This is a genomic window from Streptomyces sp. NPDC002386 (assembly GCF_053593175.1).
Genome location: NZ_JBSFBX010000002.1, coordinates 603,453 through 623,167 on the forward strand (window position 1 = coordinate 603,453; position 19,715 = coordinate 623,167).

17 protein-coding genes, 5 tRNA genes and 1 riboswitch are annotated in these 19,715 nt (G+C 73.1%); of the genes, 12 read left to right on the plus strand and 10 right to left on the minus strand.

The window, feature by feature from the left end:
* Positions 1–65: 65 nt before the first annotated feature.
* The 5 genes from ACWCPN_RS06910 to ACWCPN_RS06930 all read right to left on the minus strand — a co-directional run bounded on the left by ACWCPN_RS06910 (position 66) and on the right by ACWCPN_RS06930 (position 2,439).
* A complete protein-coding gene (locus tag ACWCPN_RS06910) occupies positions 66–377 on the minus strand; it encodes a hypothetical protein (protein WP_392293186.1) in 312 nt (103 codons plus the stop codon).
* A 143-nt stretch (positions 378–520) separates the two neighbouring features.
* A tRNA-Phe gene (locus ACWCPN_RS06915) sits at positions 521–594 on the minus strand.
* Positions 595–618: 24 nt separating this feature from the next.
* Positions 619–693: transfer RNA gene (locus tag ACWCPN_RS06920), tRNA-Asp, on the minus strand.
* Positions 694–729: 36 nt separating this feature from the next.
* A tRNA-Glu gene (locus ACWCPN_RS06925) sits at positions 730–802 on the minus strand.
* Between the two features lie 80 nt (positions 803–882).
* Entirely contained in the window at positions 883–2,439 is a 1,557-nt protein-coding gene (locus tag ACWCPN_RS06930; protein WP_451202943.1) for a metallophosphoesterase family protein, read from the minus strand.
* An 83-nt stretch (positions 2,440–2,522) separates the two neighbouring features.
* On the opposite strand from ACWCPN_RS06930, the gene ACWCPN_RS06935 reads away from it, so the two are divergent.
* The 7 genes from ACWCPN_RS06935 (at position 2,523) to ACWCPN_RS06965 (ending at position 9,318) form a co-directional block, all read left to right on the plus strand.
* Entirely contained in the window at positions 2,523–2,873 is a 351-nt protein-coding gene (locus tag ACWCPN_RS06935) for a metallopeptidase family protein (RefSeq protein WP_365882569.1), read from the plus strand.
* Between the two features lie 89 nt (positions 2,874–2,962).
* Complete coding sequence (locus tag ACWCPN_RS06940) at positions 2,963–3,472, plus strand: hypothetical protein (protein WP_451202946.1); 510 nt, start codon at positions 2,963–2,965, stop codon at positions 3,470–3,472.
* A gap of 233 nt (positions 3,473–3,705) precedes the next feature.
* Positions 3,706–5,880, plus strand: coding sequence for a DEAD/DEAH box helicase (locus ACWCPN_RS06945; protein WP_451202948.1), 2,175 nt, complete (start codon positions 3,706–3,708; stop codon positions 5,878–5,880).
* Positions 5,881–6,204: 324 nt separating this feature from the next.
* A complete protein-coding gene (locus ACWCPN_RS06950) occupies positions 6,205–7,731 on the plus strand; it encodes an amino acid permease (protein WP_451202950.1) in 1,527 nt (508 codons plus the stop codon).
* 89 nt (positions 7,732–7,820) lie between these two features.
* Positions 7,821–7,893: transfer RNA gene (locus ACWCPN_RS06955), tRNA-Lys, on the plus strand.
* A 165-nt stretch (positions 7,894–8,058) separates the two neighbouring features.
* On the plus strand, positions 8,059–8,529 hold the full coding sequence (locus tag ACWCPN_RS06960; RefSeq protein ID WP_451203058.1) for an NUDIX domain-containing protein: 471 nt from the start codon (positions 8,059–8,061) through the stop codon (positions 8,527–8,529).
* Between the two features lie 9 nt (positions 8,530–8,538).
* Entirely contained in the window at positions 8,539–9,318 is a 780-nt protein-coding gene (locus tag ACWCPN_RS06965) for an SDR family NAD(P)-dependent oxidoreductase (protein ID WP_451202953.1), read from the plus strand.
* Between the two features lie 43 nt (positions 9,319–9,361).
* Here the strand turns inward: ACWCPN_RS06965 and ACWCPN_RS06970 are convergent, their stop codons facing one another.
* Positions 9,362–10,006, minus strand: a complete 645-nt coding sequence (locus tag ACWCPN_RS06970; protein WP_451202955.1) for a GTP cyclohydrolase II — start codon at positions 10,004–10,006, stop codon at positions 9,362–9,364.
* Positions 10,007–10,141: 135 nt separating this feature from the next.
* Entirely contained in the window at positions 10,142–10,681 is a 540-nt protein-coding gene (locus ACWCPN_RS06975; RefSeq protein ID WP_451202958.1) for a MarR family winged helix-turn-helix transcriptional regulator, read from the minus strand.
* Between the two features lie 69 nt (positions 10,682–10,750).
* Between ACWCPN_RS06975 and ACWCPN_RS06980 the strand changes: the two genes are divergently transcribed.
* From ACWCPN_RS06980 to ACWCPN_RS07000, 5 genes are all read left to right on the plus strand, one after another.
* A complete protein-coding gene (locus tag ACWCPN_RS06980; protein WP_451202961.1) occupies positions 10,751–11,884 on the plus strand; it encodes a dihydrofolate reductase family protein in 1,134 nt (377 codons plus the stop codon).
* A 66-nt stretch (positions 11,885–11,950) separates the two neighbouring features.
* Positions 11,951–12,024, plus strand: a tRNA-Met gene (locus tag ACWCPN_RS06985).
* A gap of 196 nt (positions 12,025–12,220) precedes the next feature.
* Entirely contained in the window at positions 12,221–13,417 is a 1,197-nt protein-coding gene (locus tag ACWCPN_RS06990; RefSeq protein WP_451202964.1) for a PP2C family protein-serine/threonine phosphatase, read from the plus strand.
* A 224-nt stretch (positions 13,418–13,641) separates the two neighbouring features.
* Positions 13,642–13,808: riboswitch (cyclic di-AMP (ydaO/yuaA leader) on the plus strand.
* Between the two features lie 9 nt (positions 13,809–13,817).
* Positions 13,818–14,864 carry a M23 family metallopeptidase gene (locus ACWCPN_RS06995; RefSeq protein WP_451202967.1) on the plus strand — a complete coding sequence of 349 codons (1,047 nt, stop codon included), beginning with the start codon at positions 13,818–13,820 and terminating at the stop codon, positions 14,862–14,864.
* A gap of 153 nt (positions 14,865–15,017) precedes the next feature.
* Positions 15,018–15,965, plus strand: coding sequence for an aldo/keto reductase (locus ACWCPN_RS07000; RefSeq protein ID WP_451202970.1), 948 nt, complete (start codon positions 15,018–15,020; stop codon positions 15,963–15,965).
* A 69-nt stretch (positions 15,966–16,034) separates the two neighbouring features.
* Here ACWCPN_RS07000 and ACWCPN_RS07005 read toward each other — a convergent pair whose 3' ends face one another.
* The 3 genes from ACWCPN_RS07005 to lhgO form a co-directional block, all read right to left on the minus strand.
* Positions 16,035–17,510 carry a PrsW family glutamic-type intramembrane protease gene (locus tag ACWCPN_RS07005; protein ID WP_451202972.1) on the minus strand — a complete coding sequence of 492 codons (1,476 nt, stop codon included), beginning with the start codon at positions 17,508–17,510 and terminating at the stop codon, positions 16,035–16,037.
* Between the two features lie 57 nt (positions 17,511–17,567).
* Positions 17,568–18,413 carry a tRNA (guanosine(46)-N7)-methyltransferase TrmB gene (trmB, locus tag ACWCPN_RS07010; RefSeq protein WP_451202974.1) on the minus strand — a complete coding sequence of 282 codons (846 nt, stop codon included), beginning with the start codon at positions 18,411–18,413 and terminating at the stop codon, positions 17,568–17,570.
* Positions 18,414–18,493: 80 nt separating this feature from the next.
* Complete coding sequence (lhgO, locus tag ACWCPN_RS07015) at positions 18,494–19,711, minus strand: L-2-hydroxyglutarate oxidase (RefSeq protein WP_451202977.1); 1,218 nt, start codon at positions 19,709–19,711, stop codon at positions 18,494–18,496.
* Positions 19,712–19,715: the final 4 nt, after the last annotated feature.

The following is a 19,715-nucleotide window of genomic DNA, read 5'->3' on the forward strand; positions in this document are numbered from 1 at the left end:
CTGGCGAACGATTTGCCCGAGGGCCGCGCCACGACCCCCCTGAGCACCCGCCGGGCGGTGGGCGGCTAGGCGGCGGGCGGATCCGCGGGCGCCGCCGCCCTGTCCCTCCGGGCCGCGCCGTCCCCGAGCGCGATCGACCGCGCGGTGTTGGACACGGCCTTGATCCCCAGATAGGCGGTCGTCATGCTGCTCACCGCGGTGAACGCGGCGGTCAGCACCCCGACGATCACGGCCTTGTCCCCGTCCAGCCGCCACACCCCGAAGGCGGCGACCCCGGCGATGGCGATGTTGCTGACCACGACGGCCAGCAGTCCGTACCGGGCCCGGTACTTCTCCACCTCGACGTCCCGAACCACACGTGCCGTGTCCCGGCCCATCATTCCCCCGTCCCCCGGTGAACCGTCTCCAGCAGCGAGAACGTAGCGCCCCCGGCTGCCGGACGCCACCGGATCGGGTGCCCGGGCCGAAGCGGCACCCGGAACACAACAAGGCCCCGATCCGGGGATCGGGGCCTTCGTTGTGGCTGGGGCCGGGGTCGAACCGGCGACCTATCGCTTTTCAGGCGATCGCTCGTACCAACTGAGCTACCCAGCCACGAGGCTTCCGGGGAAGCCTCAGCGGTCCTGACGGGATTTGAACCCGCGGCCTCCACCTTGACAGGGTGGCGAGCACTCCAAACTGCTCCACAGGACCAAGCTTGCGTGCAACAGTGTCGCACACGGTATTGCGTGCCCCCAACGGGATTCGAACCCGTGCTACCGCCTTGAAAGGGCGGCGTCCTAGGCCGCTAGACGATGAGGGCTATCGGCCCGCCTGGGCGCTTCTCAGCGCGTCGGGGACGTGAGAAGCATATGGGATGGCGGCGGGGTTCGCCAAAACGGTTTACGGGGAGGCCGGGGAGGCGGTGTCCGGGCCGATTGTGGTGCCGGACCGGCGGTGGTCGAGGACGTCCTCCGGGAGGTGGCGGCTCACCTCCGCCGTGGTCAGGCCGAGGCCGCCGAGCCTGATCTCGTCCCAGGCCTGCAGGCGGTGGCTGTCGCGGTCGATGTACAGGATCGAGGCCTCGATGGGGTCGGGGTACCTGCCCTCCACGGCGCGCAGGCCGCTGCCTCCGGTCGAGCCCTCCATGCGCAGCCGGGTGCCGTACTTCAGCAGCTCGGTGCCCTCGTGGTGCAGGTGGCCGCAGAGCACGAGGGGCACCTGGCCGTCCGTCTCCCGGGCCGCCACGGGCTCGTGGGCGACGGCCACGTCCACCGGGGTGCCGGCCGCCCGCTGGTCGCGCAGGGCCGAGGCCAGGCGGTCGCCGGCGAGCCGTTCGGCCGCGTCGCCGCCGGGTGCCACCGACCGGTCGGGGGTGTACTGGGGGTCGCCGATGCCGGCGAAGCGCAGGCCGGCGACGGTCCGCGCGCGGCCGTCGTCCAGGACGTGGACGTTCTTCATGCGTTCCAGATAGCGCTGGGTGACGCGCGAGTCGTGGTTCCCGCGGACCCAGACGTAGGGGACGCCCAGGTCGGCGATCGGGTCGAGGAAACCGTTCTCCGCCGCCGTGCCGTGGTCCATGGTGTCGCCGGAGTCGACGATCACGTCGACCTTGTACTGCTTCACCAGAGAGCCGATGATCTTCCAGCTCGCCGGGTTGAGGTGGATGTCGGAGACGTGCAGGACGCGGAGGGTGGCCGGGTCCGGCTGGTAGGCGGGGAGGGTGGACGTGACGTCGTAGAGCTTGGTCACGTTGGTGACCAGGCGGGCCAGCTCCTGCTGGTAGACGTCGAACTCGGTGACGATGCTGCGCGCGTTGCCGACCACGGACGGCGCCGAGGACAGCAGGCCAGAGAACCGGGGTTCGAGGACGGACTTGGGGTTCCAGGTGGCGTAGGCGCAGGCGCCGGAGGCCGCGAGCAGGGTGAGGGCGAGTCCGCCGGCCGTGACGGCGGTCCGGGGGCGGCGGTAGACGGCGAGGCCGAGGGCGGTGGCGCCGGTGACCACGGCGACCCCGGAGCGCAGGGCCAGGTCGAGGGTGCCGTGCTCGACGTCCCGGGCGACCTCGTCCTGGAGGCCGGAGATGCGTTCGGGGTGGTCGACGAGGGCCTGGGCGCGGGGCGGGTCGAGCTGGTCGACGTTGACGTCCAGGCGGACGGGGGCGACGTGGCTGTCCAGGGTCAGCGCGCCGAGCGGGGAGACGTTGATCTTCGTGCCGCCGGTGAGCGAGGGGCGCAGCGCCATGGTGGTGTCCATCGGGCCGACCGGGGCCCGTACGTTGCCGACGACGAGCAGGCCGAGCCAGGCGCCGGCGAGGACCACGGCGCCGAGGCCGAGGGCGTTCAGCCAGGGGCGGGGACGGGCGGCCGGTTCGAGGGCGGGCAGGGCGCGGGCGGTGCGGTTGCGGTCGGGTGTGCGGTGGAGTCTGCGGTTCAGGGCTGCGACGGGGACGCGGACCATTGGGCCCGTATGCCCACGCTCCGGCGCGGATATGCGACGCTCCGGCCCTCTCGTGCGGCCGCCGCGTGCCGGACAATGACCGTGTGCTGGAGATGACGCGCGAGGAGTTCGAGGAACTGGTCGCCGAGGCGCTCGACCGGATCCCCCCGGAGCTGACGCGGCTGATGGACAACGTCGCGGTGTTCGTCGAGGACGAACCGCCGGCCGACGATCCCGAGCTGCTGGGGCTCTACGAGGGGACGCCGCTGACGGAGCGGGGCGAGTGGTACGCGGGGGTGCTGCCGGACCGGATCACGGTGTACCGGGGGCCGACGCTGCGCATGTGCGCGTCCCGGGAGGACGTGGTCGCCGAGACGGAGGTCACGGTGGTGCACGAGATCGCGCACCACTTCGGCATCGACGACGCCCGGCTGCACGCGCTCGGGTACGGGTGAGCGAACGGGTTCGGACCCGGTGCGTGTCCTCTTGCGGGCGGCGGGAGTTGGGGAGGTTGACTCCTTTCCCGCCTCCGGAGGTGGCCGCCGTGCGCCGCTTGTACGTACCCGTCCGTCTGGCCGTCACGGCGCTGGCGGTGTCCGTGGCCGCGGGGTGTGTGAGCGTCGGTGACGACGACGGCCGGGCCAGGCCCGCGCACTCGGCGGGGCAGCGCGGCGGCGAGGCGCCGGACGGCTCTCCGGGGGGCGGCGGGGGCGGCTACGGGTACAGCGGTCCGGGGAGTGACGGAAAACACGAGCGCGGGGGAAAGGCGAAGCCCGGCAAGTCGGCCTCGGCCTCGGCGTCGCCGTCCGGGAAGGACGCCGAGCCGTCGGCGTCCGCGCGGCCGGGGAAGAGCACGCAGCCGGGGGATCCGGAGCCGACCAAGGCCCAGCCGTCGCCTCCGGTGACCTCCGCCCCGCCCGAGCCGCCGGTGTCGACGCCGCCCGGGCCGACCTCGGAGCCGCCGTCGGCGGAGCCGTCCTCGTCGGCCCACGAGGAGGCGAGGGCGCAACTGTCGCTGCGTGAACCGGCTCCCGCGGCGGGCGCACCCGCGTGAGGCGAGCCGCCTGGAGCGCCGCTGACCTGTGACGACAGGGTCCGGTTTGCCTTCGGGGGTGGTGAGTGCGTATGGTGGTAGATCGTTTGATCCCATTTGCCCGGCGCCACCACAGAGCGCGCCGTGTGGCGCGTACTCTCCCTTGCCGTGGCGGACCGCATTGAGGCGGTCGTATGCGAATCACGGAGTTGACGGGCGCGTGCCGAAGAGACTCCGGAAGGTTTCGCATTCGCATGTCCGTGTCCAGTACTGATCAGATCGTCATGCCCGAGAACGAGAACGTCAAGGACGAACTCGTGGACGGGACGACCGAGATCACCGAGGTCCCCGAGACCACTGACACCCCTCAGTCCCCCCAGATCACCTTCGCCGACCTCGGTCTCCCCGAGGGCGTCGTGCGCAAGCTCGCGCAGAACGGCGTGACCACCCCCTTCCCGATCCAGGCCGCGACCATCCCGGACGCCCTGGCCGGCAAGGACATCCTCGGCCGCGGCCGCACCGGCTCCGGCAAGACCCTCTCCTTCGGTCTGCCGACGCTGGCCACGCTGGCCGGCGGCCGCACCCAGAAGCACAAGCCCCGCGCCGTCATCCTGACCCCGACGCGCGAGCTGGCCATGCAGGTGGCCGACGCTCTCCAGCCGTACGGCGACGTCCTCGGCCTGAAGATGAAGGTCGTCTGCGGCGGTACGTCGATGGGCAACCAGATCTACGCCCTGGAGCGCGGCGTCGACATCCTCGTCGCCACCCCGGGCCGGCTGCGCGACATCATCAACCGCGGCGCCTGCTCGCTCGAGGACACCCAGATCGCCGTCCTCGACGAGGCCGACCAGATGTCCGACCTGGGCTTCCTGCCCGAGGTCACCGAGCTGCTCGACCAGGTTCCGGCGGGCGGCCAGCGGATGCTGTTCTCCGCGACCATGGAGAACGAGATCAAGACGCTCGTCGACCGCTACCTGAACGACCCGGTCAGCCACGAGGTGGACGCGGCCCAGGGCGCGGTGACGACCATGTCCCACCACATCCTCATCGTGAAGCCGAAGGACAAGGCGCCGGTCACGGCCGCGATCGCCTCCCGCAAGGGCCGCACGATCATCTTCGTCCGCACCCAGCTCGGTGCCGACCGCGTCGCCGAGCAGCTCCGCGAGGCCGGTGCGAAGGCCGACGCGCTGCACGGCGGCATGACCCAGGGCGCCCGGACCCGGACGCTGGCCGACTTCAAGGACGGTTACGTCAACGTCCTGGTCGCGACGGACGTCGCGGCGCGCGGCATCCACGTGGACGGCATCGACCTGGTGCTGAACGTGGACCCGGCCGGCGACCACAAGGACTACCTGCACCGCGCCGGCCGTACGGCGCGTGCGGGCCGTACCGGCACGGTCGTCTCTCTGTCGCTGCCGCACCAGCGGCGCCAGATCTTCCGGCTGATGGAGGACGCGGGCGTCGACGCCGCGCGCCACATCATCCAGGGCGCCGGCGCCTTCGACCCGGAGGTCGCCGAGATCACCGGCGCCCGGTCGATGACCGAGGTCCAGGCCGAGTCCGCGAACAACGCGGCCCAGCAGGCCGAGCGCGACCTGGCCCAGCTCACCAAGCAGCTCGAGCGCGCCCAGCGCCGGGCCACCGAGCTGCGCGAGGAGGCCGACCGCCTCGTCGCCCGGGTCGCCCGCGAGCGGGGCGAGGACCCGGAGACCGCGGTGGCCGAGGCCCAGGCGGCCGCGGCGGAGGCCGTGGTCGAGGCCGCGGCGCAGCAGCCGGCGGAGCGCGAGACCGAGCGTGAGGACCGTCCGGCGGCTTCTGCGCCGTACGAGCGTCGTGACGACCGCGGTGGTCGTGGCTTCGAGCGTCGTGACGACCGTGGTGACCGCGGTGGCCGTTCCTTCGAGCGTCGTGACGACCGCGGTGGCCGTGGCTTCGAGCGTCGTGACGACCGTGGTGACCGCGGTGGCCGTTCCTTCGAGCGTCGTGACGACCGCGGTGGCCGTGGTTTCGAGCGCCGTGACGACCGCCGTCCGTTCGACCGGGACCGCGACCGTGGCTTCGAGCGTCGTGACGACCGCGGTGACCGCGGTGGCCGTTCCTTCGAGCGTCGTGACGACCGTGGGGACCGCGGCGACCGCGGTGGCCGTGGTTTCGAGCGCCGTGACGACCGCCGTCCCGCCGACCGCGACCGTGGTGGCCGGTCCTTCGAGCGCCGTGACGAGCGGGGCGGCTTCCGCCGCGACGACCGCGGTGGTCACCGTGGCAGCGACCGTCCGTTCAACCGCGAGCGCCGTGACGACCGTCCGGGCTTCCGTTCGGGCGGTCACGACCGCCCCTACGGCCGTCGTGACGACCACCGTGGCACCGGCTCCGGCTCCGGCTCCTTCGGCCGCCGTGACGACAAGCCGCGCTGGAAGCGCAACGGCTGACATCGGATGACCGGCCCACCGCCGGTCCCCACCGCACACGGCCGCGGGCCCCGGAGATTCTCCGGGGCCCGCGGCCGTTCCGGCTTCAGCAGGTGGACAGCGGGGAGCGGATCGCGTGCCGGGTGCGCTGCCCTCTTCGGCCCGGCCGGCGGCGGCCAGCCCGCCTCGCTGCTGGAGGGACTCCTGGTCTGCGGCCTATCCTGCCAGATCCTCGTTGAGACCGAGGCCCCCGCCGTGCCGCACACCCTGCCACCCCCTGACGGCGCACCAGGGCGACACTCGTGTGACGCATGTCACGACGTGCGGAAGGGAATCGCTGGGGGCATGACAGAAGACGCGATAGCGAAGAGTGGCCCGGACGGGCCGTCGGACGAGGAACGGCTCGCCCAGCTCGGCTACACCCAGGTCCTCGCCCGCCGGATGTCGGCGTTCTCGAACTACGCCGTGTCCTTCACGATCATCTCGGTCCTGTCCGGCTGCCTGACCCTGTACCTCTTCGGCATGGTCACCGGCGGACCCGCGGTGATCACCTGGGGCTGGGTGGCGGTCGGTCTGATGACCCTGTTCGTGGGGCTGTCGATGGCCGAGATCTGTTCGGCGTACCCGACGTCGGCGGGCCTGTACTTCTGGGCCCACCGGCTGGCGCCGCCCCGCTCGGCGGCGGCCTGGGCGTGGTTCACCGGCTGGTTCAACGTGCTGGGCCAGGTGGCGGTGACGGCCGGCATCGACTTCGGCGCGGCGTCGTTCCTCGGCGCCTGGCTGAACCTCCAGTTCGGCTTCGAGGTGACCCCGGGCCGTACCGTCCTGCTCTTCGCGGCGATCCTGCTCCTGCACGGTCTGCTGAACACCTTCGGCGTCCGGATCGTCGCCTTCCTGAACAGCGTCAGCGTGTGGTGGCACGTCCTGGGCGTGGCGGTGATCGTCGGCGCGCTGGCCCTCGTCCCGGACCACCACCAGCCGGCGTCCTTCGTGTTCACGAAGTTCGTCAACGGGACGGGCTGGGGCAGCGGCCTCTACGTCGTCCTGCTCGGTCTGCTCATGGCCCAGTACACCTTCACGGGCTACGACGCCTCCGCCCACATGACGGAGGAGACCCACGACGCCTCGACGGCCGGCCCGAAGGGCATCGTCCGCTCCATCTGGACCTCCTGGATCGCCGGCTTCGTCCTGCTCCTCGGCTTCACCTTCGCCATCCAGTCGTACGACAGGGAGTTGGCGTCCCCGACCGGCGCGCCCCCCGCCCAGATCCTCCTGGACGCCCTGGGCGCCACGGCCGGCAAGCTGCTGCTCCTGGTGGTGATCGGCGCCCAGCTCTTCTGCGGCATGGCCTCGGTGACCGCCAACAGCCGCATGATCTACGCCTTCTCCCGCGACGGCGCGCTGCCCTTCTCCCGGGTCTGGCACACGGTCAGCCCCCGCACCCGCACCCCCGTGGCGGCGGTCTGGCTGGCCGCGCTCGGCGCCCTGGCGCTCGGCCTGCCCTACCTCATCAACACCACGGCGTACGCGGCGGTCACCTCGATCGCGGTGATCGGCCTCTACATCGCCTACGTCGTGCCGACCCTCCTCCGCGTCCGCAAGGGCGACGCCTTCGAGCGGGGTCCGTGGCACCTGGGCCGCTGGTCGGTCCCGATCGGTCTGGTCTCCGTCACCTGGGTGGGCGTCATCACCGTGCTGTTCATGCTCCCCCAGGTCTCCCCGGTCACCTGGAAGACCTTCAACTACGCCCCGGTCGCCGTCCTCGTCGTCCTGGGCTTCGCCGCGACCTGGTGGCTGGCCTCCGCCCGCCACTGGTTCCTGCGCCCGGCCCGCGTCCACGCCCCCGAGCCGGCCGAACCGGCCGAGAAGTAGTCACGTCCCCCGCCCGACGCGGCCGGGTCGGCGATACCCGATCGGAACCCCGGCCGCGTCCGGCTATGCTCGGACAGGCAACATCGCCAGGGCCCTTAGCTCAATTGGCAGAGCAGTGGACTTTTAATCCATTGGTTGTGGGTTCGAGTCCCACAGGGCCTACGCAGTGCCGCCCCCGGTTCAACGACACACCGAGCCGGGGGCGAGCCGTTTCCCGGGGTTCTCCGCGACCGCGGGCCGGTGCCCGGCGGCCCGCCGAAGGGACATGCCGTGACCCAGCCGCAGACCGGCGGCCGACCCGGGGCCCTGCCCCCCGCTCTCGCGTCCATGACGCTGCTGGCCGCCGCCGTCATCGTCCACGACCGGGCCGCCGGCCGGGTCGTCCTCCTCCGGCGCGGCGAGCGGGCCAAGTTCGGCCGGGGCCTGTGGGACCTCCCGGTGGGCAAGAGCGAACCGGGCGAGCCGGTCACCACCACCGCCGTGCGCGAGCTGTACGAGGAGACCGGTCTGACCGTGCGGCCCGAGGCGCTGGAGGTCGCGCACCTCATCCACGGCGCCCGGGGCGTCGAGGCGCCGGGCGGCTACCTCACCGTCGTCTTCGCCGCCCACGAGTGGAGCGGAGAGCCCGAGAACCGGGAACCCGCCAAGCACGCCGAGGTCCGCTGGACCGGCATCGACGAGCTGCCCGTGAACTGCGTGCCCGGCACCCGCCACGCCCTGTCCGGGTACCTCGGCGGCGGCCCCCGGGTGTCCCTCGACGGGTGGGGCCGGCCGGGGGACCGTGCGGGCACGGCCTAGGGTGCGGGGATGGGTTCGCGGGCTTATCTCTCGGAGCTGTTCTCGCTGGACGGCCTGGTCGCCCTGGTGACCGGGGGCAGTTCCGGCATCGGGCGGGCCGTCGCCGGTGCCCTGGCGCGGGCCGGGGCGAGCGTGGTGGTCGTGGCGCGCGGCGAGGCGGAACTCGCCGCCACGGTCGAGGAGCTGGCCCTTGACGGCTGCCGGGCGGCCTCGGTGCGCGCCGACCTCGGCACCCGCGAGGGGGTGCGCGCGGCGGCCGAGGAGGTGGCCGGGGTGTTCGGGGAACCCGACATCCTCGTCAACTCCGCCGGGATCAATCTGCGGCCCCCGATGGGCGAGCTGGGCGAGGACGTCTGGGACGCCACCATGGCGGTGAACCTGGAGGCGCCCTATCTGCTGGGGCAGCGGTTCGGACCCGGCATGGCCGAACGCGGCTTCGGGCGGATCATCCACGTCACCTCCCAGCAGGCGCACCGGGCGTTCGTGCAGAGCGGTGCCTACGGTGTCTCCAAGGGCGCGCTGGAGTCGCTGGCCCGGTCGCAGGCCGAGGCCTGGTCGCCGTACGGGGTCACCTGCAACACGCTCGTGCCGGGGTTCGTCATGACGCCGCTCAACGCGCGTCTGTCGTCCGACCCGGAGCGGGTGGCGGCGCTCGCCGCCCGCACGATGGTGGGGCGCAACGGCCTGGCCGAGGACTTCGCGGGCGCCGCGGTGTTCCTGGCGAGCCGCGCCTCCGGCTACGTCACCGGCCAGTCGGTCTTCGTCGACGGCGGCCTCTCCGTGCACTAGTTCCGGGACCGTCCGGCACCGTCGGGCGCCGTGCCGTCCCCGCTCAGCCCGCGCTCAGTTCCGGCAGGGCCTCCAACTCGCCGAGCGGCAGCGTGTGCTGGGTCTGCAGGACCTTCGCGCGCAGGTAACGGACGTTGTGGGCCGTGGTGAAGACCCCGGTCGGCACCCGGTCCCGGACGACGACGCCGAGCGAGCGCAACTGCTCGGCCTTGTCCGGGTTGTTGGACAGCAGGTCCAGCTCCCCGACGCCGAGCGCGCGCAGCATCTGGGCGGCGGCGGTGTAGTCGCGGGCGTCCTCCGGGAGTCCGAGCGCGGCGTTGGCCTCGTAGGTGTCGAGCCCCTGGTCCTGGAGGGCGTAGGCGTCGAGCTTGTTGTACAGGCCGATGCCGCGCCCCTCCTGGCGGAGGTAGAGCAGCACGCCCCCGCGCTCCGCGATGCGTTCGACCGCCTCACGGAGCTGCGGCCCGCAGTCGCAGCGGGCCGAGCCGAAGACGTCCCCGGTCAGGCACTCGGAGTGCAGCCGCACCAGCGGGACCGCGCCGGGCTCGCCGAGGACGACGGCGACGTGCTCCTGGCCGTCCTCCAGACCGTGGAAGGTGACGAGTTCGGCGTCGACGCGGTAGCCGTCGTGGAACCGCAGCGGTACCCGGACGCGGGCGCGCGGGGTGGCGGCGGGGGTGTCGGACATGCGGGCCTCCGGGTTCCGTCCCTTGGCTGCTGCTTCAGATTTGAAGCAGCAGCTCCGTCCGGGACCCTACCTCATGCTTAAAAGTTCAAGCAACGGATTCCGCGCGGCGCCACGCGGGGTCGCGCGGGGCCGCGCTCAGGAACCGGGCGGCCCGGCCGGCTGTCCCGAACAGGGCGACGCCCGCCGCCGCCAGGGCACGTCCTCCGCGGCGGTCCCGGTCTCCTCGCCCTCCAGCACCCGGGCCACCCCGGCGCAGATCTCCTCCAGCTGTCCCACCTGCTCGGGCGTGAGCCGGTCGAACAGGGTCGTGCGGACCGTCTCGACATGTCCGGGTGCCGTACGCTCCAGCACGGCCATCCCCTCCTGTGTCAGCACCGCGAGACTGCTGCGCCGGTCCTGGCGGCAGTCCTCCCGGCGCACCAGCCCGTCCCGCTCCAGCCTGGTCACCGCGTAGGTCAGCCTGCTGCGAGTGATCTTCAGGGTCTCGGCCAGGTCGGTCATGCGCAGTCGCCGGTCGGGGGTCTCGGAGAGGTTGGCCAGCACGGAGTAGAAAAGGTGGGGCATGCCGGCCTCCTGCTGGAGCTGCCGGTCGACGGCGTCCTCCAGCAGCCGGGAGGCGGCGATGTAGGCGCGCCAGGCGCGCTGCTCCTCGGGGGTGAGCCAGCGGGTCGTCATGCCGCCAGTGTAGGTTTGTTTCAAACTTGAACCAAGGCTCCGCCGGGGTCTTCGCGAGGGAGCGCGCCGATGCCGTACCCGTACGTCCTGCTGTCCGCCGCCGTCTCCCTCGACGGCTACCTCGACGACACCGGCCCCGAGCGGCTGCTGCTCTCCGGCCCGGCCGACTTCGACCGCGTCGACGAGGTGCGGGCCTCGGTGGACGCCATCCTGATCGGCGCCGGCACCATCCGCGCCGACAACCCCCGGCTCCTCGTCAACTCGCCCGCGCGCCGTGCCGCCCGGGTGGCCGAGGGCCGGCCCGCGTACCCGCTGAAGATCGCCGTCACCGCCTCCGGCGACCTGGACCCGGCCGCGAACTTCTGGCACACCGGCGGCGAGAAGCTCGTCTGCACCACGGACCGGGGCGCCGAACGGGCCGCCCGCGTCCTCGCCGGGACCGCCGACGTGGTCCCGCTCGGCCCCGAGCTCGGCTGGCGCGCCCTGCTGGAGCACCTGCACGACGTGCGCGGCGTGCGGCGCCTGATGGTCGAGGGCGGCGGAACCGTCCACACCCAGCTCCTCCAGCAAGGACTCGCCGACGAACTCCAGCTCGTCCTCGCCCCGCTGTTCGTCGGCGACCCGGCCGCCCCGCGCCTGTTCGGCCCCGGCGCCTACCAGGGCGGCCGGCTCCGGCTCACCGAGTCCCGCCGGATCGAGGACGTCGTCCTCATGCGCTACGAACCCACCGCCCCGGGCGCCGGCCCCCTGCCGGCCGCCGCCGACCGGCGCTGGCTGGCCACCGCCTGTGAGCTGGCGGCCCTGTGCCCGCCCTCCCGCACGGCGTTCAGTGTCGGCGTGGTGGTGGTGGCCGCCGACGGCACCGAGCTGGCCCGCGGCCACTCGCGCGAGGGCGGCGACCCCGTGGTGCACGCCGAGGAGGCGGCCCTGGCGAAGCTCGACCCGGCCGACCCCCGGCTGCCCGGCGCCACCGTCTACAGCAGCCTGGAGCCCTGCTCCCGCCGCGCCTCCCGCCCCGCACCCTGTGCCGAGCTGATCCTGCGCGCGGGCGTGCGCCGGGTGGTCACGGCCTGGCGGGAGCCGGACACCTTCGTCCCCGGCGCCGACGGCACAGGTGTGCTGGCGGCCGCCGGCGTGGACGTCGTCCTGCTCCCCGAGTGCGAGGGCCCGGCCAAGGCGCCGAACGCGCATCTGCTGCCCTGAGCGGCGCCGCGCGAAAACGTGTGTGCGGAGCACCCCCGTGGATGGCGTATGCTTGAGACACAACGACGCGGGGTGGAGCAGCTCGGTAGCTCGCTGGGCTCATAACCCAGAGGTCGCAGGTTCAAATCCTGTCCCCGCTACTGAAGACTCAGGGCCGGAATCCAGTTCATGGATTCCGGCCCTGAGTGTTTTCCGGGTCCCGCCGGGCGCCCGGGACGCCGTGGCGCCCGGTGAGTGGCGTACGTCACAGCAGGTCATCCGCTCGGGCCACAGCAGTCGCCCGCCTCCCGCGCCCCCGCCACGCTGGTCGTACGTCGAGGACACGGGAGACCAGCAGTGCGCCCTGGTGAGGTGGAGGAGAGCCCGTACGCCAGGGCGGGCGGCCGGCTCTCCGGTGAGTCCGTCCCGGACCAGGGCCTCGGCGCCGGCCCCGCGCAGACGCCGCCGGAGCGGTGCCCCCGCCCCGTGACGCGCACCCTGCCCCGCGCCCTCGCCCTTCTGCTCGTCGTCGGCGGGCTGCTGTACGACCTGCTCACCCCGCGCGACTTCACCGCCGTGCCGTTCTTCACCGCGGCCCCGCTGGTCGCCGCGCCCCTGACGTCCCTGCGCACCACGCTCCTCACCGGCCTGGCCGCCCTGGCCGCCACCTATGTGGTGCACGCCCACTTCGGCCCCGGTCTGGACGTCAACACCGTCACCCAGGTCGTCACCGTGGCCACGGTCGCCCTGCTGGCCGTCGCCATCAACCGGGTCGTACGTCTCGGCGACCGCCGGCTCGCCTCCGTCCGGGAGATCGCCGAGGCCGCCCAGCGGGCCGTGCTGCCCGAGCCCGCCCCCCGCATCGCCGGTCTCGACATCGCGGCCCGGTACGAGGCGGCGCAGGAGGGCGCGTTCATCGGCGGCGACCTCTACGCGGTGCAGGACGGCCCGCACGGCGTACGGCTGGTCGTCGGGGACGTGCGCGGCAAGGGCATGGGGGCGGTCGCCGCCGTCGCCGTGCTGATCGGGGCATTCCGGGAGGCCGCCGAGCAGGAGGCCACGCTGGAGGCGGTGGCCGGGCGGCTGGAGCGGGCGCTGGCCCGCGAGGGCGCCCGGCGCGACGGGATCGACGCGCTGGAGGGCTTCGCCACCGTCGTCCTCGCCGAACTGCCGCACGGCGAGGGGGTGGTGCGGATCGTCAACCGCGGTCATCCGTCGCCCCTGCTGCTCCACGCCGACGGCACCCTGCGGGCGCTGACCGCGGACGAGCCCGCGCTGCCGCTCGGCATGGGCGAACTGGGCCGCCGGCCCGACCGCGCGGCCGAGTCCCGCTTCCCGGACGGCGCCACCCTGCTGCTCTTCACCGACGGACTCACCGAGGCCCGCGACGCCCACGGCCGGTTCTACGACCCGGTACGCCGGCTCGCCGGGCGCCGTTTCCCCGACCCGCGCACCCTGCTCACCCGGCTCGCCGCGGAGGTCAGGCGGCACTCCGGGGGCGGTATGGCGGACGACATGGCGCTGCTGGCCTTACGCCGCCCCGGGCCGATGTGACCAGGAGTGATCGGACGGGCGCCCTCCGCTTGCCCGCTGAGTCACCATCAAAAACCCGGTGACTCCTGAAAGCCGGTCAACTCGCCCGTTTTTCACGGACGTGCGGTGTACGTCCACCCCGGGGAACGTTAATGATCAAGCCGAACGGCTTGGAATCTCACAGGTGAGTCTATTAACGTTCGATAACGCAGCGCGGTCGTCCCAGCCGTCACAAGAGACGGCTCCGTGCGCACGCGCCGAATCCCGCGAGGGAACCGGGGAACCACCACCTTGGGGTGAATCACGCGGATGCCACCGTGAACCGATCCGGTTCCCGGTACGTATACGCGCGTAGGAGACCTTCCTGCTCCGAACCCGTCAGCTAACCCGGTAGGCGGAGGAAGGAAAGGAGTACGCCCGCGTGGCGTCCAACCGGCCTGCCCCCGAAGCCCCATACGTGCCCAGCCAGCCTGACACCGAAACATTCGTCTACGGCGGCTACCGCGCCGAAGAGGGCCCCTGGGAGGAGTGGAACCCCACCGAGGAGTCCATCCGCCCCGTACGCGGCCGGCACCGCGTCGCCAAGCAGCGCGGCGGCGGACTCGCTCGCAGCTCCACCGTCCTCGGCGTCGGCGTCATAGCGGCCGTCGGAGCGGGCGGCATGGCCAGCGCCCACACCGGCAAGCCCCCGGTGTCCATCTCCATGCCCGATCTGCCGTCCGTCGGCTCCCTGTTCGACGACGGCCCCTCCGGGGCGTCCGAGGCCACCACCGCCTCGCTCAGCACGGTCGGCACCACCACCGCCGCCGCCGCCGACACCGGCCAGGACGGCTCCGACGCGGGCGAGACCCTGCGCAGCCGGATCATGGCCCAGGCCGAGCAGCAGCAGAGCAAGGCCGACTCCAAGGCGGCCGCGGCAGCGGCGGCCGCCGCCGAGAAGCAGGCCGCCGACGCGGCCGCCAAGGCGAAGAAGGAAGCCGCCGCCAAGGCCGCCGAGGCCAAGAAGGAGGCGGAGGCCGCCGCCGAGAAGAAGGCCGAGGCGGAGCGGCTGGCCGAGCTGGCCAAGCAGTACACGCTGCCGACGTCCTCGTACACGATCACCTCGACCTTCGGCCAGGCCGGCTCGATGTGGTCCTCCGGCTACCACACCGGCCTCGACTTCGCCGCGCCCACCGGCACGCTGATCAAGGCCATCCACAGCGGCACCATCACCGAGGCGGGCTGGGCCGGCTCCTACGGCTACCGCACCATCCTCACCCTCGACGACGGCACCGAGCTCTGGTTCTGCCACCAGTCCTCGATCAGCGTCTCCGTCGGCCAGAAGGTCGGCACCGGCGACGTCATCGGCCGTGTCGGCGCCACCGGCAACGTCACCGGCCCGCACCTGCACCTGGAGGTCCACCCCGGCGGCGCGGCCACCGGCATCGACCCGATGGCGTGGCTGCACGGCAAGGGCCTCAACCCCTGAGCCCCACCCGGGCCTCCTGAACCCGCCCGGCACCCCGGACCGCTCTCCCGGCGGCCCCGGCACCACCCCTGGTGCCGGGGCCGCCGGCCGCGTTCACACACCGTTCGCGCGATCGCGGAATGGGCGGTACCGGAATGATCGTTGTAACAGGGCATGACTGCTTCCCCGCGCAAACTCGGCTCCTCCGACCTCGAGGTCTTCCCGCTCGCCCTCGGCGGCAACGTCTTCGGCTGGACCGCCGACGAGAAGGCCTCCTTCGCCGTCCTCGACGCCTACACGGCCGCCGGCGGCAACTTCGTCGACACCGCCGACTCCTACTCGGCGTGGATCGAGGGCAACGAGGGCGGTGAGTCGGAGACCCTCATCGGCAAGTGGCTGGCGGCTCGGGGCAACCGCTCCGACGTCGTCGTCGCGACCAAGGTGAGCCAGCACCCGGAGTACCAGGGGCTCACCGCGGCCAACATCAAGGCCGCCGCCGACGCCTCCCTGCGCCGTCTGGGCACCGACTACATCGACCTCTACTACACGCACTTCGACAAGCCCGAGGTGCCGGTGGAGGAGATCATCGGCGCCCTGGACGAGCTGGTGAAGGCGGGCAAGGTCCGGCAGATCGCCGCCTCCAACATCAGCCCCGAGCGGCTGCGGGCCTCCCTCGACTTCTCCGACCGCGAGGGCCTGGCCCGGTACGTGGCCCTCCAGCCCCACTACAACCTGGTCTCCCGCGACACCTACGAGGGTCCGCTGCAGGACCTCGCCGCCCGTGAGGGCCTCGCGGCGGTCCCGTACTTCGCGCTCGCCTCCGGCTTCCTCACCGGCAAGTACCGCCCCGGCACGAAGGTCGACAGCGCCCGCGCCGGCTCGGCCGCCAAGCACCTGGACTCCCAGCGCGGTCAGCGGGTGCTCACGGCACTGGACGAGGTCGCCGGCGCCCACGACGCGCCCGTCGCCACGGTCGCCCTCGCCTGGCTGGCCGCCCAGCCGACGGTCACGGCTCCCATCGCCTCGGCCCGCACGGTGGAACAGCTCCCGGCGCTGCTGGGCGTGGCGGAGCTGCGGCTCACCCAGGAGGAAGTGGACCGCCTGAACCAGGCCTCCGCCTGATTCCCGGCCGGGTGCCCGGCTAGGGGGCGTCTCCCCGATCTTCGTGGGTCCGCGACGCGGAGACGCCCCCTAGGGCCGGTACGGGTTGTACCCGGGGTACCGGGCCGGCGGCACGGGCGGGTTCCCGTACGGCGCCCCCGGGCCCCCGTACGGCGCCGCCGGGTTCCCGTACGGGGACCCCTGGCCGCCGTACGGCGCCGCCGGATGTCCGTACGGCACCGCGGGGTGCCCGTACGCCGTCGGGTGACCCTGCCCGTACGCCCCCGGGTGCCCGGCGGCGGGTGTCGCCGGATACCCGTACCGCGCCCAGTACGCCGAGGGCGCCGGCACCGGGGCCACCGTCCTGGCAGCCTGCTCCAGCGCCGGCCGGGCCACCTCCCGGCGCCGCCACAGTTCGGCGAGCAGCTCCTGCTCCCGCGCGGCGCAGTCGGCGCCGGCCCGTCCCCGCCGCCCCCGGTGCCGCAGGAAGGCCAGCGAGGTGGCGTACGCCTCGTACTGCGCGACCGCCCGCGCCGCGGGCCGCCCGCCGAAGTGGCGGCGGGCGTGGTCCCGGGCGGCGCGGCGCGCCCGCATCGACCCGAGGACGAACGGCTCGGCCGGCCCGAGCCACCCGGCGTGCACGTACGCCGGCAGCTCCTCCCGCACGGTCCGCAGCTCCCGCTGCCGGGTCCAGACCGCCAGCCAGGTCAGCAGCCCGAACGCGGGCACCATGAAGGCGGCGTAGACGGCGAGGAAACCGAACTGGCCGAAGGTCGCGGAGCCGTTCCACAGGGCGTGCGTGCTCATCGCCAGCAGCAGTCCGCCGAGCGGGACCAGCACGCGCCGGGCGGGCTGCCGTTCGGTGGAGAGCGCGGCGACGCCGAATCCGATGCCGGTGAGCACGGTGAACAGGGGGTGCGCGAAGGGGGACATCACCACGCGCACGAAGAAGGTGGCGGCGGTGACGGAGGCGATGCCGTGGCCGCCGCTGAGCTGGTCGGTCCCGAAGGCCGTGCCCAGGTAGAGGATGTTCTCGGTGAACGCGAAGCCGGTGGCGGTGACGCCGGCTATCACCACGCCGTCGACGATCCCGGTGAAGTCCCGTCTGCGGAAGAGGAAGACCAGCAGCACGGCCGCGGCCTTCGCGGACTCCTCCACCACGGGCGCTATCACGGTGGCGCCGAGGGTGTCGGCGCCCGCGGGATCGGCGGTCGAGGTGGCTATCCACTTCGTCGCGAAACTGTTGGCGACGATGGCGATCAGCGCCGCCGCGCAGGCGCCCCAGGCGAACGCGAAGACCAGGTTCCGCCAGGGGCCGGGCTCGACCCGGTCCAGCCAGCGGAAGGCGGCGAGGAGCCAGGGCACGGGAAGCACGGCGAGCCCGAGACCGACCAGGAAGCCCGTGGTGCCGGTCTGCCGGCGCACCAGCGCCAGGATGACCAGGCCGGACAGCGCCAGCAGCGTGATCAGCGCCCCGTAGCGCACCCACCGGCGCTGCCACCAGTGCGGGTGCGTTCCGCTTCCGGGGCCGGGGGAGTAGCTCGGGTACGGAGGACTGATGGCCACGGCATCGACCCTAACGGTGACCGGGGAACGGGCTGGTGCTGGACGGCGGGACAGGGCCTAGCGATCCCGGTGCGGTACGCGGCGGAAGAGCAGGTCGTTCACCACGTGTCCCTTTTCCAGCCCCTGCCCCTCGAAACGGGTCAGCGGCCGGAACGGCGGACGCGGCGCGAAACCGCCGTCGGCCCGGGTGTTCTCGAAGTCCGGGTGCGCGGTGAGCACCTCGAGCATCTGCTCGGCGTACGGCTCCCAGTCGGTCGCGCAGTGCACGACCGCCCCGGGCCGCAGCCGGCTCGCGGCCAGCGTCAGGAACTCGGGCTGGATCAGCCGCCGCTTGTGGTGCCGCTTCTTGGGCCAGGGATCGGGGAAGTACACGCGCAGCCCGTCGAGCGAGTCGGGCGTGAGCATCTCCCGGAGCAGGATGATGGCGTCGCCGTTGGCCACCCGGACGTTGGACAGTCCGGCCTGGTCGGCGAGGTTGAGCAGGTTGCCCTGGCCCGGGGTGTGCACGTCGACCGCGAGGATGTTGGTGCCGGGGTCCCCGGCCGCCATCCGCGCGGTGGCCTCGCCCATCCCGAACCCGATCTCCAGCACGACGGGACGGTCGTCGCCGAACAGCTCGCCGAGGTCGATGACCCGCTGTCCGTCGATGTCCAGACCCCACTTCGGCCACAGCCGCTGCAGCGCGTCGGCCTGTCCCGCCGTGACCCGGCTCCGCCGGGGCTGGAAACTCCGGATCCGCCGCTCGAAGTGCGATCCGGCCGGGTCGGCCTTGGGCCCGTCGGGGAACCGCGGCTCCCCCTTGTCCCGGCTGTGCCGCACGGACACACCGGGGACGTGCGAGGGCCGCGGCGCGGCGGCGGTCGCGGGCCGGGGGGCTTCGGGGAGGTTCAGCGAGTCAGACACAGTGACACCGATTTTACGGCGGCGGCGCGATTTCCCGGGCCGCCGCCCGCAGCGGAGGCCGACGTCACAGCGGGCGGGCGTCACAGCGCACCGAGCATGTCCAGCACCCGGCGCCCGATCTCTCGGCCGATCGGCAGCGAGGCGGTCGCCGCGGGCGACGGGGCGTTGAGCACGTGCACCGCCCGGCTCCCCTCCCGGATCAGGAAGTCGTCCACCAGCGTCCCGTCCCGCAGCACCGCCTGTGCCCGCACCCCGGCCGGGGCGCGCACCAGGTCCGCCTCATCGACGGCCGGCAGCAGCCTGCGCACCGCCGTCAGGAACGCCCCCTTGGACACCGACCGCCGCAGCTCCCCGGCCCCGTACCGCCAGTGCCGCCGGGCCAGCACCCACGAGCCGGGCCAGGCGACCGTCCCGGCCAGCTCCCCGGGCCGTACGACGCCCCACCCGTACCCCTCCCGGGCCAGGGCCGGGACCGCGTTCGGCCCGATGTGCACGCCGCCGTCGATCCCCCGGGTCAGATGCACCCCGAGGAACGGGAACGCCGGATCCGGCACCGGATACACCAGCCCGCGCACCAGCTCGGGCCGCGCCAGCTCGTAGTACTCGCCCCGGAACGGCACGATCCGCACCCCGGGCTCGTCCCCGGTCAGCCGCGCCACCTCGTCGCAGTGCAGCCCGGCGCAGTTCACCAGCACCCGGCCCCGTACGACGTCGCCGGCCGCGGTCAGCACGGCCACGCCCCGCTCCGGGCGCCGGTCCACCCGGACCACCCGCGCGCCGTACCGGATCTCCGCCCCCGAGGCCCGGGCGAGCTGCCGGGCCACGCCCACGAAGTCGCAGACCCCCGTCGTGCCGACGTGGATCGCGGCGAGGCCGCGCACCTCCGGCTCGTACTCGCCGATCTGGGCGGCGCCCAGCTCGCGCACCTGTATCCCGTTCTCCCGGCCGCGCTGCACGAGCGCGTGCAGCCGGGGGAGCTCGTCCCGCTCGGTGGCGACGATCAGCTTCCCGGTGACGGCGTGCGCGATGCCGTACTCGGCGCAGAACTTCACCATCTCGGCCGCGCCGCGCACGGCGTACCGCGCCTTGAGCGAGCCCGGCCGGTAGTAGACACCGCTGTGGATGACCCCGCTGTTGCGCCCTGTCTGGTGCCGGGCGGGCCCCGGCTCCTTCTCCAGCACGGTCACCCGCGTACCCGGCGCCGCACGCGTGATCGCGTAGGCCGTCGACAGGCCGACGATCCCCCCTCCGATCACCAGTACGTCGCAGTCGTACGCACCCTCACGCACCCGCACCACCTCC